16 protein-coding genes are annotated in these 14,940 nt (G+C 35.1%); 3 read left to right on the plus strand and 13 right to left on the minus strand.

Annotated features, from left to right (window positions below):
- Positions 1 to 183: 183 nt before the first annotated feature.
- The 11 genes from J418_RS15960 to J418_RS0114760 all read right to left on the minus strand — a co-directional run bounded on the left by J418_RS15960 (position 184) and on the right by J418_RS0114760 (position 7,971).
- Positions 184 to 819, minus strand: coding sequence for an NUMOD3 domain-containing DNA-binding protein (locus tag J418_RS15960; protein WP_017895981.1), 636 nt, complete (start codon positions 817 to 819; stop codon positions 184 to 186).
- 435 nt (positions 820 to 1,254) lie between these two features.
- Complete coding sequence (locus J418_RS0114715) at positions 1,255 to 1,770, minus strand: hypothetical protein (protein WP_017895982.1); 516 nt, start codon at positions 1,768 to 1,770, stop codon at positions 1,255 to 1,257.
- Positions 1,770 to 2,447, minus strand: a complete 678-nt coding sequence (locus J418_RS0114720; RefSeq protein WP_017895983.1) for a hypothetical protein — start codon at positions 2,445 to 2,447, stop codon at positions 1,770 to 1,772. Before J418_RS0114720 ends, J418_RS0114715 begins: the two co-directional genes overlap by 1 nt.
- Positions 2,440 to 2,586: a hypothetical protein gene (locus J418_RS16495; RefSeq protein WP_017895984.1), complete on the minus strand. Its 147-nt coding sequence runs from the start codon at positions 2,584 to 2,586 to the stop codon at positions 2,440 to 2,442. The genes J418_RS0114720 and J418_RS16495 overlap by 8 nt, the downstream gene beginning before the upstream one ends.
- Positions 2,586 to 2,873, minus strand: coding sequence for a hypothetical protein (locus J418_RS0114730; RefSeq protein ID WP_017895985.1), 288 nt, complete (start codon positions 2,871 to 2,873; stop codon positions 2,586 to 2,588). Before J418_RS0114730 ends, J418_RS16495 begins: the two co-directional genes overlap by 1 nt.
- A gap of 136 nt (positions 2,874 to 3,009) precedes the next feature.
- Positions 3,010 to 3,390, minus strand: coding sequence for a hypothetical protein (locus J418_RS0114735; protein WP_017895986.1), 381 nt, complete (start codon positions 3,388 to 3,390; stop codon positions 3,010 to 3,012).
- Positions 3,390 to 3,614, minus strand: a complete 225-nt coding sequence (locus J418_RS0114740) for a hypothetical protein (RefSeq protein WP_017895987.1) — start codon at positions 3,612 to 3,614, stop codon at positions 3,390 to 3,392. Before J418_RS0114740 ends, J418_RS0114735 begins: the two co-directional genes overlap by 1 nt.
- 23 nt (positions 3,615 to 3,637) lie before the next feature.
- The gene (locus tag J418_RS0114745; protein ID WP_017895988.1) at positions 3,638 to 5,788 is read right to left on the minus strand and encodes a phage tail spike protein; all 2,151 of its coding nucleotides are present in this window, start codon (positions 5,786 to 5,788) and stop codon (positions 3,638 to 3,640) included.
- Complete coding sequence (locus J418_RS0114750) at positions 5,785 to 6,279, minus strand: hypothetical protein (RefSeq protein ID WP_017895989.1); 495 nt, start codon at positions 6,277 to 6,279, stop codon at positions 5,785 to 5,787. The genes J418_RS0114745 and J418_RS0114750 overlap by 4 nt, the downstream gene beginning before the upstream one ends.
- A 3-nt stretch (positions 6,280 to 6,282) precedes the next feature.
- Positions 6,283 to 6,501, minus strand: a complete 219-nt coding sequence (locus J418_RS0114755) for a hypothetical protein (protein WP_017895990.1) — start codon at positions 6,499 to 6,501, stop codon at positions 6,283 to 6,285.
- A gap of 222 nt (positions 6,502 to 6,723) precedes the next feature.
- On the minus strand, positions 6,724 to 7,971 hold the full coding sequence (locus tag J418_RS0114760) for a phage tail tape measure protein (protein WP_152418614.1): 1,248 nt from the start codon (positions 7,969 to 7,971) through the stop codon (positions 6,724 to 6,726).
- 1,200 nt (positions 7,972 to 9,171) lie between these two features.
- Here J418_RS0114760 and J418_RS0114765 point away from each other — a divergent pair.
- The 3 genes from J418_RS0114765 to J418_RS15965 all read left to right on the plus strand — a co-directional run bounded on the left by J418_RS0114765 (position 9,172) and on the right by J418_RS15965 (position 11,347).
- The gene (locus J418_RS0114765) at positions 9,172 to 9,441 is read left to right on the plus strand and encodes a hypothetical protein (protein ID WP_017895992.1); all 270 of its coding nucleotides are present in this window, start codon (positions 9,172 to 9,174) and stop codon (positions 9,439 to 9,441) included.
- Positions 9,441 to 10,640 carry a DEAD/DEAH box helicase family protein gene (locus tag J418_RS0114770; RefSeq protein ID WP_017895993.1) on the plus strand — a complete coding sequence of 400 codons (1,200 nt, stop codon included), beginning with the start codon at positions 9,441 to 9,443 and terminating at the stop codon, positions 10,638 to 10,640. The genes J418_RS0114765 and J418_RS0114770 overlap by 1 nt, the downstream gene beginning before the upstream one ends.
- A 131-nt stretch (positions 10,641 to 10,771) precedes the next feature.
- Positions 10,772 to 11,347 carry an HNH endonuclease gene (locus tag J418_RS15965; protein WP_017895994.1) on the plus strand — a complete coding sequence of 192 codons (576 nt, stop codon included), beginning with the start codon at positions 10,772 to 10,774 and terminating at the stop codon, positions 11,345 to 11,347.
- 2,160 nt (positions 11,348 to 13,507) lie between these two features.
- On the opposite strand, the gene J418_RS0114785 is transcribed toward J418_RS15965, so the two are convergent.
- Both J418_RS0114785 and J418_RS0114790 read right to left on the minus strand, forming a co-directional pair.
- Complete coding sequence (locus J418_RS0114785) at positions 13,508 to 13,693, minus strand: hypothetical protein (RefSeq protein WP_017895996.1); 186 nt, start codon at positions 13,691 to 13,693, stop codon at positions 13,508 to 13,510.
- 62 nt (positions 13,694 to 13,755) lie between these two features.
- Positions 13,756 to 14,769 carry a tyrosine-type recombinase/integrase gene (locus J418_RS0114790; RefSeq protein ID WP_017895997.1) on the minus strand — a complete coding sequence of 338 codons (1,014 nt, stop codon included), beginning with the start codon at positions 14,767 to 14,769 and terminating at the stop codon, positions 13,756 to 13,758.
- Positions 14,770 to 14,940: the final 171 nt, after the last annotated feature.

The raw sequence follows: 14,940 nt of genomic DNA on the forward strand, positions 1-14,940 counted from the left end.
CTGCAACCATAGCTATAAATTCTGAATTTGTAGTCGTTATGTAAGTTATATCAACGGTTTAGAGGGTATTATACAGATTACAATTATCTACATTTATTTTTATGTTTAACGGTTTATATTCACTTCTTAATTTGCTTTAAGTATACAATAAATTCAGCAATAACACAATAAATATTTACATTCTTATACAGCTATCTCTTCTCTTTCTTCTCTTTCCTCTTCCTTATACTTCCAGTAGTAACCTCCAACTACTTTTCTATTACCTTGACAAGCCTGTGATATATTACTGTGATTTATACCTGTTATTCTCTCTGCTTCTCTGGCACCTGCAAACTCTGCAAGAACTTCTTTTGTCGACCTGTCTAACTGTAAGATACACTTACTCAAAGGGTTGTCCATTCCAAACTTTTTCCAATTAGGGTTCTTTCTACCTCTCTGACTATCAGACATCTTCCGTTTTGTCTCCTCTGACCAGTGCAAACCTTTATGTGCTTTCGATATTTTCATCTTAGCTTCATCACTTAGGATATACCCTTCTCCACCTGTGGTACTGTTATAACCATTCTTAAATGTATCTAACTCCTTTATCCAATACTGCTCTAGTCTGTTAAGACTGTCAATATTCTCTATACCTTCTACAATAATCGCCCAGTTAAAGTTATCCCATCCATGTTTACGTATAGCACGATATAATTTAAGGTCAAGTCTTTCTATATCTCTTTTATGCTGTTTCTTTCTTAATTCGAATGTACGCCTTGTCTGTCCTACGTATCTTTTACCATTTACGGTATTCTCTGCTACATATATTATTCCTTTCATATACGGTCACCTCTGTATTATATGTAGGAAAAGAAGTAGGATTGGGACAGAGAATACAAAATTTCTTTAACTTTTTTTATTCCATTTTCGTCTACTCTTTTAAAGAATAATAAAGCTTAATAGTTATATATAGTATATATAGTTAGTGAATTTCAGTCCTTTATAGATTGTCAGAGCTGTTATATCAGTATGTAGCTCGATTGGCTTTGGGTATGAAAATCAGTCCAATAAGGCTTTTATATATATACTGATATTCAGACGACAAAAACAGGGTACCGAAACTCATTCCTTTTACTTATTTACAATATCTGGAATAGCGTTTTAGCAGCAGAAAGCAGATATGTACAAAAATTAATAAAAAGTTTAATATATTGGAAAATACTGTCACTCAGTTATAGACGAAAAAAAGAAGAGAACCCCGTAAGGCTCTCTCTGTTATTGCTTTAATTTATCCAGTTCATTTAATACCGCTTCTACATTTATGTCTGGCTTATTTTTTGACGACTCCGCCACCAATTCCGCCATTTTCTCTGAGTGCTGTAAGAGAACTTGTGCAGATTTTATTTTACTGTTATCTGACGACTTCACAGACTTAAGGATATCCACTAACTTTTCAACGGCTATACTTCTGCCCTCAACCATTTGTCTATTCGTATGTTCAGCCAACAATTTTACGAACACACGACTTTTTCTGACTCTCCCTATCACTCGCCTGTCTAGTCCCGTCGCTTCCTCTATGGCTCTGTTAGAAATAGCGATATCGTTACAAATGTACGGAAGGATTACTGATGATACTTCCAAATCTGAGAAGTGGGAGGATTTTCCGTGTTTTACAGATTTTACGGGAAGTCCAGTTTCCTCGTCAAGTTTTATTTCTTTGCCCTCTAATAACGTGTCAAGGGTTGTGTCTTCATCTTCATTAACAGAACATTTTTTTATTTCATCTAACATTATATAAATCGCTCAACTCCCTGTCTTGCATACTTAAATCTGTTCGTCACGGTACTAGAGTCGATATTTACGTTTATGGCAGGATAAACAATTCCACAATCTGGGTATAGCTTGTTCACTGTTTGTAAGTTTGTGTGAAAATTAGTACCGACCTCAAAATTAGTATATCCGTATTTCTTACAAATACTGTTAAACTTGAATAGGTGATTTGCGATTTCTTTTCTTTTATTGTTTAGTTCTCCAATTATTTCTTCATATCTGTTACGCAGTTCTGCCATTTCCTCATATAAGGCTCTCTCGTCTGTGTCTAAATACTTCTGAATGTCCTGTACTGACTGTTCTTTAAAGTCGCTTAGAACGGTTCTGAACGTATCTGAACCTTTAAGTATATTCTGGTATTCTGCGAGTTTCTGTTTATTACTATATAACATTTCTTCATAATTGGCAATCTTAGCTTCTGACTCAGCAATGGGACTGCGATATTCGTTTCCTGCCGTTAGTATAGATTTTTCCAGAAGTTGCCTACGGTTTACTTTCTCTTTATAAAGTGAGTCATTCAGTTCCTTAACGTTAGACTCTACATCTCCTACGGTTTTCCTATAGTTATCCATGAAGCTCTCTACCTTTGACATATCTAATATTTTTGTTTTGCCATTCTTTAATTTTATATTACTCATTGATTTCAACTCCTTCGCCTGTTTTATTTGCTTTTTCTTCTTCCTGTAGTAAATATCCGTACTCAGTTATCATATTAGGAGAAGCTTTTCCCTCTTCAATTAACTTTTTTATTACATCTATTTCAGCTTTACTATACATTACATACCTCCATTGAATTTCTTATACTTGATTTTCCCTGTATTCGTAACTTCAATTAACTTATATAAATTTTGTAAATCTGTACTGTCTAATTTCAGTACATCTGTAAACACTCTGTTAAACTCAGTATTCAAATCTAACGTTATGTCAGCTCTACCCTGTAAAATATGATAAAGTGTAGCTCTCGAATAATTAAAGTTTGTCTTTTTTAAAAGTTCATTCCACGTAGTTCCTAGATATATCGGTAAAACCTCTATTAAAGAAGCACTGAATTTTATCTGTATCAATATGTGACCCCCTGTATATTTTTTATATTTCAAATGTGTACTAACTGCTTAAATAAAAGGAGAGAACTACTCTGGCAGGAGAAATAGTCCTCTTCATCCTATAAGTCGTGATTAAAGACGTAAAACAACCCTTTATTTACAAATTATTATAAAAGTATTCTACTGCTTTAGAAAAAGCCACAACGAACTCAGTATCTGTATGAAACTGTTCCAACTCTCCTCTATGCTGTAAATCCTCCAGAAGAGTAATATATAAATCTGCAATACAATCTTCAAAATTCTGTGTAAAGTAATCTCTGTACTCCTTCTGCCTGTCCAGATTTTCCATGAAATCTAATGTAGCCATCTGCGTTCCTAAGTTAAATCCTGCGTACTGTGTTAATGAGAAGCTACAAGCGGTTAAAGTCTCAATTCCGTACTTACTATAATTGCTGAACACCTCTTCCGCATACTCAACGTCAAATCCTTCACGTTTTAGCCATAACAATTTATTCACGAGCTCTCTACTTGTATACATTATTCTCCTAGCTCCCTCTGTAATTCTGCTAAGAACTCTTGACAGGCTGTTTCTACCTGTGGATTTAGAGTATCTTTTATTTCTTCATAAGGCTGTCCACAAACGTAGAGAACCACTTTTCCATTCTGTACCTTCGCCTGTAAACTACATAAAGCTTTCTGACCTGTGATTATGTCTGATACTTCAAAATTGTAAATATATTCTTCTCTTTTCTGTATATCCATTTTTATCAATCTCCTTTTTTATTTTAATTACTTCCTAAAAGTATCACGCAAACATCTACAGTTCTTGCAGGTTGTGTAGTTTGTGTAATATTTCTGAGTCTTAGGTCGACACTGTATACACTTGAAGGTAAACCAGAAAATGACCAGTTAACTATTGAAGCAGACAACTCTTGTGCCATTGTAGTAGCTATTACTGCCCCTACGCCTAACATCTGTTTCTCCGCATAATCATCTATTATCAAGCCGTTAAAGGAAGCAACTGTCCCAATAGGTAATTGTGACGGTATTGCTAACCTAAACCACTGAGTTACTATTTTTCCTATAAAACTTAATCCCTTACTATAATTGTCAACACTGTAAAGACTACCTGTTGGACTCTCTTTGAAATTTGACAAATAATATCTAGGAGGGTACTGATTTGCTGTTATAGACTGGAAGAACACTCCACCCCTATAAAACTTCAATACACCGTTATCCAGTTCAAGCCTATCATCCTCTCCTGCTGTAAGTTTTCCACTCATAACAAGATTACCCGTAGAGTCTGCTGTGAGTACGTTTGACCCTGCGTTATTCTTTATAGTTAATCCACCGTCATTTATAGTAAGTCCTTCATTGTCAATTACAACCTTGTCTGAAATATCATTAAATCCAATTTTTACATTTTCTGCTGATTGAGCTATCTGGGAAGCCTGTTCCTCTGACACCTTTTCTCCTAGGTCGTTTGTATATTCAGTGCTAGTTCTAACAGTACTCACAATAGCTTCATCAGTGACTTTCTGCTCTACAGTAGTAACTCTGGTATCTAAGTTTCCTACGCCATCTAAGGCTGTATCAGCTGTATTCTGTGCTGTAGTAGCCGTACTTTGAGCTGACTCTGCCGTATTCTGTGCTTCATCTGCTTTTGCACCTGCTTCACTTGCTGACTGTTCAGCTCGGTTAGCAGCGTCAATAGCGTCTTCTGCTTGTGTCTTAGCTGTGTCCCATGTTTCCTCCTTATCACGGATAGTAGACTGTAATTGCTGTACTGTCTGATTTATAGAGGGTACAATAGGAATATAGTCGCCCAGTTCTACCGAGCTTTGAGTAGGGTCAGATATTGACCTGTTAAACTGTCTTATTCTTGCTGATACATATAGAGCAGGATTAAGGGTAACATCTTGAACCACTATAGTATCTCCGATAGCAACTTTTTGAACTTCATATCCTGCTAGCTCTGATAACAGAGCTACAGACACTTTATAAGTCATCTGAGGTCGGCTATACTGTTTTAATACGCCTAGGGCATTGGCGAACAGCTCAGCAGGAGAACGAGCTTCATTGTCTTTATACACTCCAAATATATGTTTACCTGTAGGACTATAATTCTGAACTGCTGTTTGAGAGCCTACCCAGTCACCTGCTGTTGGCTTCTCATATCCTTCTGGTAAGTCTCCTAACTGAGACACAGGAATATTTGCTATTGTAATAGGTGTACTATCACTGTCTGACTTACCTACTACTACAACTGCGGTTATTAGTTTGGACACGTCTTCTGTTCTTTCTACTCCTTCAATATCTATACCGTACGTAAATAACTTATTAGTAACAGTTCCTAGCTGTTTATACGCTGATACCTTCTGACTGTTTATTGTAACAGAGCTTTTCAGCATACTATACTCAAAGTTAAGCTCTCCGCCATATTCTGCTACAGCGTCAATAACAGCCTTTAATTTAGTAGGGTAATCATCTATCTTATAATCCTTAACACCGAAATCCTCGACATTACCGACTTCCCAGTCAGAACCTGCAAGAACAGAAGTCAACACGTCTTTAAGACTTGCAGAACTAAATGAAGTAGGTCTGACAACATCTTTAATCAAGTCATCCTGTGCTGAAATCTCACAGTAAATCTTTTTTGAATACTTGCCCTCTGCGTGACTTTCAGTGGTACTCATAATCTTAAATAGCTGAAATTCATCGTCTGCACTTGGGTATAAGACGTAACCCCCTGCGATAATCAGATGTGCGTCTGTGTGATTAGCAGGAACACTGAAAGTCAAGCTATTCGTGTAGTCGTCTAAATCTCGTGTCTGTATGTCATCATAGAAGGGTAAAGTTCCAGACATATTATTACTGATTATTCCTATAGTGGTTTTTCTGTTATCTAAAATATATAGGTTTTTCTGATTTATCAATTATTTTCTCCTTTCTGTTTTACTTGCTCACCTGCGAATTTCTTAGTAGCGATTTTATATTCACGTTTACTAGCAAAATAATCTATCTTAACTTCATCCATTGGCTTTTCTTTACTCCTTCTTCTGTCTAGTTGTCCAAAACCCAGTATGGGAAATTCTGCCTTTCTCACTTTGTTAGATTTTGTGTCACTTAACGTATCTGATAAGAGAAAATCTGCTAAAGCTGATAACATCTCAGCTCTGATAGTAATTCCAGTTTGAAAATAGTAATATTCTGTGATATCTTCAACAATCTGATTTCTTTCCTTTGGCGTATACTCTCCCGAGGTTTTTAGTAGTATCAGTATATACTCCCAGAACTCTTCATCTGTTTCGGTTAACGTCTTTCCCGATAACCTTTTTTTATACTTCTTCACAATTTTTGTATCATCTGTTACTCCCCTAGCTTCTGTGTTTTTTCTATAATAGATGTCCAGTGAAACTTTATTCATTTACTATAATCCCCCTTTAAAATCCAGTGCTTCCATAAAGTTATAACGTAAAAACATAAGTCTGATTTCTTCTTCTGTTTTTACGCTAAAACTCTTCTCACTGTTTAACACCGTGCTAAATCTCTGTGGCGTTATTCCTATTTCTTCACATATTTCATTTTGTGTCAGTCCTGTTCTTGCCTTAAAAATCAGCAATTTTTCTTTTATGTCACCTACAAACATTGCAAACCTCCTTAAGATATTAAATTTTTAATGTTCTTATGTAAAAAAAGAGAGTCACAAGGTTAGGTGTATTTTTTAGTACCCTGTTATCCTTGTAATTCTCTTTTCTTTATATTCAGAAGGGTTTCTCCTAAAAAGAGATATTAAAGAAGCACTGTTGAGGATACAGCACTTCTTCTCTATATAGTCAAGCTGTGGGGCGTTTTTACAACCCCGTAATTACTAAAACTCGAAAGTTCCTTTTGCTCTGTTCAATTTTTCTTGTAGTTCTGTAATCCTAGTAGCTAATCTGGTAATATCAGCTTCCTCTCTTATGACAGCACTAATATTATACGTATTTTCTATGGTAACATCTTTTCCCTTGTTCACAGTTCCAGACGGCATACTCTGTGCAATACCTTTTCCTATACCTGCTAATACGTTCCTCTTCAAAGGTAATACAGCTTCGTCACCTGCTTCTCCGACACCCTGTAATACGGTTGGTTCTGTAAAAACACCACCTTTAGCGTTCCATGAAACTCCAATTTTTGGTATCTGCGGAGGGTTCAGACTAAACTTTCCATCAATAGAAAAATGTGGAAGTTTGATATGTGGCAGCTGAAAGTCAAAGGCACTTTTAAATCCAGACTTAATTTTGTTGTAAACTCCTTTAATAACATTCCATGCTTTTTTGAACGGTGATGTTATTGCCGATAGAATACTGGAAGCTGTCTGTTTTATGCTATTAACTCCGTTGTTCCAAGCTGTTTTCATGTTATTTATAGTATCTTTAATTCTGTCAACACCTGCTTTAAATTTATCCTTAATACCATCTACAACACTTGAAATCTTATCCTTGACAGCCTGCCAGATTTCTCCTGTTTTCTTCTTGATATCATCCCAATGCTTGACGACTTCGTATGCGAAGACTCCTATGGCAATACCGATTAAGATAAATAAGCCTATCCATGAAAATAATACGCCGAACAGTATTCCTGCTACAGATATAATTGCCCCGATTGACATTGCAAGACCACCGAGTATCATAATTATAGGTGCTAGAACTATTCCTACGCCCACCATAACTCCAATTATTTCCTTTGTCTTAGGACTGAGTTTTCCGAACCAGTCTACAAGTTTAGAAGCGTAGTCTACTAGTTTTATAACAGCAGGTTCTACAGCTGAATAGTATTTTTCTGCTAATTCAGTCAAATCCTGTTTTAAATTCTGTAGTTTTACAGAGAATTGCTCAGACTCCTTGGAAGCCTGTCCCCTCGCATGAGCACCCTGCTTCATTGCACCCTCTGCGATAAGATTTGCACGGGTAGTTGCGTCTAAGTCACTTACATTCCCCTTTAATCCTTTACTTACCATTAATGATTTTAAATAAGTATCTGACATATTAAGTCCAAGACTGTCTAGTGCTTCATAATTTCCACTAACAGCACTTGTAAACCTGTTAAAAGTTTCATCTAGGGGTATATTGTACATTGCACTGAGGTCGGTTAAAACGGGCGTTATAGCTTCACTGTACTTCAAGGCTTCCTCAGAACTCGCCCCTAGTGCCTTTTGCTGACGATAAACTGAAAACATTGCCTGTTTGACAAGTGTGTCCTGAAAACCCACAGATTTACTAAATTTAGATGTATAAGAGTCAACCGCACCCTCCATCTTGCCGTAAACAGTCGACATCGTGGACTCCAAACTCTGATACTCACTTCCCACAGTAATAACGCTCTTCGCTACGCCTAACAATGGGAGTGAAATACTCGCCGATACTTTAGCACCGAACGAAAACATCTTATCTCCGACATCTTGTATTTTCTTTCCGCTATTCTGCATACTTTTTGAAAATGAATTTATCTTTTTGCTAACTTCCGACATTTTACCTGCAAACTTGTCTAAAGCACTTGTCGCTTGAGAAGTATCGGCTGTGACCTTGATATTAGGGTTATCTCCTGCCATTTATTTCTCTCCTTATATAATTATTTTTTACGGAAGAAGAACTGCTTCTACTCCCTCACTATATAATGGAGGTCAGCTATGTGGAAACAACCTTCTATTTAAAATAAGCAGTTTCAACGGACTGGGACTCTGCTATTTATACGTTGGCTTACAGTTCAAGTCTTTCTTTACAAATATAACTGGATATACTGATGATATACGTATACAAAATGGTAATGATGGTTACTTCTGAGATATTGGCAGATTGATACTATTGCCATTTTTGTAACCTCTTTTATATCTCTAGTATTTTTGTAGTTCTTATGTTGAGCTTTAGCTCTCGAATGAGCCGTAGGCGATTGAGATATATTGGTTACTGTTACTTCCGTTATTCATTCGCTACGCTCTGGACATCAGCCTACGGCTTCTGTCTTTTATTTACCTTCTTTTCTTACTGATTTTCTATCTGAAATAATAACTTTTTACTAACCGTATATACATCTGTTTATTACTTGATTTTTAATGACTTTTTCTTTAACAAAATGATTTTTAAATGGCTCAACCACGCCGTTTATCGAGGGTGCTTAGCACTTCGGAAGTGCTAGACTATAAAAACCTTGAGTAAAAATACTTGAAATTTAATATAAAAATATTCAGAAATGAGGTTGTTTTTTACCCTCTGAGCTGACATATAAAGAGAAGGAGTAGAAGCTTCTTCAAAATTAAAAATAAGGGAGATTGATAAAAATGAGAAGCAGTAAAAATTTAGAATTAAGCAGAGAACAAATCGAAAGTATATTAGGAAAGGCGACTACTTTACCAGTATTCGAGCTGAGATTAATTTGTTATGCAATTTCAGAAGGTGGCTCGGTGGTTATCAGTAAGAAAAATATGGCGACTATAACGGGTACATCTTACAGAAATGTTCATCTGGCTATGAAAAAAGTTAATTTTAAGGGATTAGCAGTTCTGGATAAACTTGAAGGAACTGTCTATACATTAGAGGTTACAGCATAATGGAAGATATACTTATTATTGACTCAAAAATGGGAACAGGTAAGACTTCTTACATTATAAATAAAATAAAAGCTTCCACCACTGATAGGTTTATTTATGTAACACCTTTTAAGACCGAGTGTGAAAGAATGGCTGAAAATGTTCCAGAAAAGAATTTTGTCGAGATTTCAAAACAGAAAGGACTCAAACTTGAAGCTCTGAAAAAATATCTGGTAGAAGGAAGAAATATAGCAACTACACATTCACTGTTTAAGAGATTTGACAGTGAAGTTTTAGAGTTATTGTCAGCTAATAATTATTCGTTAGTTATAGATGAAGAAAATACAGTAATTGAACAGGTCAAAATTTCACCGAAAGACTTACAAATGTTGTTTGATACTGAAAAGATAAAAGTAAATTCCAGAAATCAAGTTGAATGGGTAGACAATGAATACACTGGAAAATTTAAGGAGCTGAAAGAAACCTGTGCTATGGAAAACGTCTATTTTTATAATGGAAGTTTGTTGTTGTGGCTCTTCCCTGTCAATATCTTCAAGGCTATGAAATCTGTGACAATACTGACATATCGTTTTTCTGGAAGTTACGAAAGAGCCTATTTTGACCTAAACTCAGTGTCATATGTATATAAGTCTGTGAGAAAGATTGGCGGAGAGTTTACATTAGTAGACTATATAGAGAAAGATAACGTTGAGGAATTGAAAGACCTTATTAACATTTATGAGGGTGACTATAACAGTATTGGAAAAAAATCTACGGCTCTGAGCTTCTCACAGTTTGAAAAGTGGAGAAAATCAAGTAGTCAGCCACAGAAAATATTACAGAAAAACCTATATAACTATTTTCGTAACCTCCACAATGTAAGCTCAGATAGAATACTATGGACTTGCCCTGTGGATAGTAAAGACAAGTTGAAAGGTAAAGGATATACGAAAGGCTTTCTGGCTTCTAACAGTAAAGCTACTAACCTGTACCGTGAAAGAGATACGCTAGCATATTGTTGTAATATTTTTGTACAGCCACAGATTAAGCAGTTCTTCCGTGATTATGGTATTGAGATAAACGAAGAAGAATTTGCACTCGCTTCAATGCTTCAATGGGTATGGAGGTCAGCTATACGTGAAGGAAAGTCTATAAATATATATATCCCTAGTTCGAGAATGAGAGAATTGCTACAAGAATACCTTAATGGGGAAAGATAAGAGCTGTAGAGCTTCTCTAACAGCTTTATTCTGTTTTGAGGTATATTTATATGTCTAAACAGTAAAGTCGCTTAAAATGGCTCTCTGCTCCATATAGAGGGTAATAAGGAAAATATTAGGAGGATGTTAAAATGGAAAGTATAACAGATAAATTTACAGAAATAGTAAGTACCGAGAATTTCAATCAAACAAAACTAGCGGAAATAATAGGATTACCGAGAGAAACTTTAAATCGTATTCTACATGAAAAGAGATTTGCCAGTACACCAGTTCTCTCAAAGATAGAAAAGTTTTTACGGGAATATGAGAATGGAGCAGATTTTACAGAATATAGAAAAAAAGTAGCTCCTGTGAAATCTGTGGTACCTACGAGAGAATTGCAAGAAGGAGAAAGATGGGTTAAAGGATACAAGGGGTCTTATGCTGTGAATACCAGTGGTCAGATTTATTCGTACAGGTCAAATAGATTTTTAAGTCCCTATGAAAACAGTGGAGGATATTTTAAAGTAGATTTAAAGGACAAGTCATATTATATTCACAGAATAGTCGCTGAGGCTTTTTTGTTCAATCCGAATAACTTGCCAGAAATAAATCATAAAAATCTTGACAAGAGTGATAACAGTATCGAAAATTTAGAATGGGTGTCACATCTGGAAAATATCGAACATTACTGGAAACATAAAGAAGAAAGAGAAGTAGTTGCCTAAAAACGGTGATTGCTTCTCTCTTTTTTTATTTGTAAAGATTTGAAGTTAAATATTTGACCCCGAACTCGCCTTTGAAGTTAAGAATTTGACCCCTTAAAAAACCTCTATAAACGGCGTGGCTGTAGGGTTTATTAACCCTTAAAAGAAATATACAAAAAATGGACAAGTGAAATAAAAGACGTAAGCGATGGAGACAGGAAGACAGTATAACCGATAGACTCGCCAAGGCTCGGAGCTAACGCTCAACTTAACACAAAAAGGCAATAATATTAAAACTTCTGCCAGTATATCGTCTATAACTATTTGTAACCGTAAATTAAAAGTAAATCAGAAATTTTTGTAATAGACTTTTGAGTGCAGAAATAGACCAGTACCCCTTCTGTACCCTATCAGCTTCTAACCGTATATGTGTTGAGTGTATGTAAGAGTGACGTTGAGAGCTGTTAGTATCGGTTTAGCTGTTAGTATCGGTTTAGCTGTTAGACTGTTACCCCAAAAGTTAAAAATCGTTGTATATTCGTTATGTACAAGAGTTCCCTGTCTAGCTCCGCCCCCTTCCACCGTTGCCACCATCTTTCATTACTGTTAATTTCTGATAAATTTCTATAATTGACGGTATGTATAACAGTTATTAACAGTTTTAATAAAATAAAATAATAATAAATAAATAAAGTAATTTCAGTAGACATAATGGTATACTTGGTAGTATATAACAGTAGAGTAAGACAGTGACACACAGAGGAACAGACACATACAGCTATACAGTATCATTACAATAGTTAACAGCAGTATCGGTGGGAGTATAGCGGTAAGTACTACAGTACTGGCAGATATATCCTCTACCATTTATTGTGAGATATCCCTAGTTATTAACAGACATACCCGTTATTGTAAGACCTACCCTATTGTTTAACAGACCTGTCCGTTGTTGTAAGACCTACCCCGCTAATACAAAGATTGTATCTGTAATATACTGCCAGATATTCCAATTATGAAGAGTAGATTACTGGAAGAACACTGAATACAATCTTTATAATATAGCGGTAAGCACTGACATTACAGGGTTTAAGCAGAGTTACCCGCTACCCTGTAAGTTCGTTAAATGATGATTTAGCGAAGTTGTCTGTAACTAACTGTTAGATGTCGGGTGTACTGTTAATAACTGTCATATATAATAGTGGGTACTTATTTGTCCCAGTATATAGCAGATAGTGACAGTACAAGTATTGTCAACCGTTATTACTGATAGGGTTTACGTTAATGACAGATAGTAGCGGGTTCTCAGATACTTTACAAATACGGCAGACTTACTGTATTCTTTTACCGTTAAAACCTGTCTGTACTGTTTATACAGTCATTAGCCGACACTCATACCTCTTTACGGTACACTACAGGTTACACTATGAGTTACCCCCTTATTAACGACACTTAACGTACACTATTCTGATATACGGTTACTCTACAGGTTACTCTCCTTTATATCCGCAGAAGTTGACTTCTTCACTCTTCTACTTTAAAATCTGGTAATGTCTGCTTTTGTTTCTGAGCATAGTTTACCTACCTGTATAACGATAAAAACGTTACATAAGTAGATAAACTATTGTAAAAATCTGTATAAAGCCTTGCTATGCCCTTCAATACCCCTCTTGTTTACTGCTAACTGCAATATTAACTTGACATACAAAATCTGTCCTGTATGTGCCTGTAAAGCCTGTTAATACCCACCTGCGAATACGCACCAGATAACCTTACCGAACCTTTTATAATGGCTGTCCACGCCTTTCACTGTCTACGTAAAGAGGGGAGTACATATTTATTGACAGTAGTTGATTTTATGCTGTGGCTCAACTGACCTACTAGATACTTTTACCGTTGCTCTAGTGCTTAGACAACCGACCTATTTTTAAGTATAGGAAATAAACCTTTTGACAATTCCCATTTTTTGAAATATAATAGTGTTACTGTGATTTATATATTTCATTGATAGGTTTTTGTAAGGTCTATCATGGATATTAAGTTTTAGCCACTCTGTCAGAAGAGTGGTTATTTCTTTGTATAGTGCTTTTTCAGTTCTTGTAGTGCTTTTCTATGTATCTGTAAATCTTTATCTGATACATTCACGTTGTATCTGCCATTTCAGTGCCTTGACATTAGTATATTTCATAATACAGTTACCTCCTGTAATAAAATCTGATTGCTTTCCATATCTATACCTAAAACAGTAAATACTCTGCAACTTGCTTTTAACTTAAAATTACTATCTATAATGAATTTGTTTAGTTGCTTCACTATATCAATATCTTTTAATATCTGTCTTGTGTTCTGGTCTACTTTTTCAATTCCCATTGTCCAACCAAAACCGTTATTTACTATTTCCGTATAAGCAGACCTCCTTTATACATATCTTTCTAGTGTCTTTGTTTATTCATATTTTCAAGCGGACTGTACCTCTGGTAGTTCTTTCTTATATCCTCCACTGTTATATCTGCGTATGCCTTTTCAGTGACCAATACTGAACTATGACCTAATAATTTACTTAACTCAAATATCGAACCTCCTGCCAATAGAAAACGTCTAGCATAGTTGTTTCTCAGTACATGAGCTGTTATATGCTTGTCTATTTTTGCTCTTTTTACGTACTTCTGAAAATTACTTTCAAAATTGGATATTGCTAACTGATTGTGACCTTTTGTACAAAATAGTAAGTCTGTTTCTACATATCTGTCCTTATATTGCAACCATCTTTTCAACATCTTTGACATAATATAACTGTAAAAAACATATCGGTCTTTTCTGCCTTTCGTTATCTCCTGTCTAAGTAGTATCGACCTGTAATTCAAATCTATATCATCTACTTTTAGTGCCAGACATTCTCCTATCCTCATTCCTGTATCCATTAAAAGCTGAATTATCGTGTAGTCCCTAAATTCGTGAAATTTTGTAGTGTCAAGATAGCGAATTAGCCTGTTATATTCTTCCGTTGTTATCTGTGATTTCGGTATTCTATTATTCTTGAACATTTTTATACCATCCATAGGACTAACTTTTATAACTTTTTTATCTACCAAATAATTAAAGAACACTTTTAAATTTCTAATATAGTTATTTAAAGTAGCAACTCCAACTTTCTTCCCATAATCATTTCTATTTTTTGGTATATTGGTTTCAGCTTTTATACTATCAGATACAAAGGTATATTTTCCCCTCTCTTTCGTGTATATTACATAATCCTTGCACATAGTTTTTGTTATGAATTTAATATCCGTAACTTTAAAAACATCTTCTATATATCTGCAAAATAGCTTCAAGGTCGACTCATAGTACTCTATTGTTTTTATACGTAAATCCCTATCTATACAGGAATTTATAAAATCTTCTAAAACATCATCAATTAATAAACTGGTCTGCTTCTTTCTTCTCATAAAAAAAACACTCCTCTCATGTCTACCGTTACGTAAACATAAAAAGGAATGTTTTGACAATTAATTATATTTATAGGTCTGATTAACTGTTTATTGCTTTCACAATATAAAGTTAAAAACCTGTTAACCATTGATATCACTTTACTAACTAACTTTATTTTTCAATCTCAA

This window comes from Clostridium tyrobutyricum DSM 2637 = ATCC 25755 = JCM 11008 (assembly GCF_000359585.1).
Lineage (GTDB): Bacteria > Bacillota > Clostridia > Clostridiales > Clostridiaceae > Clostridium_B > Clostridium_B tyrobutyricum.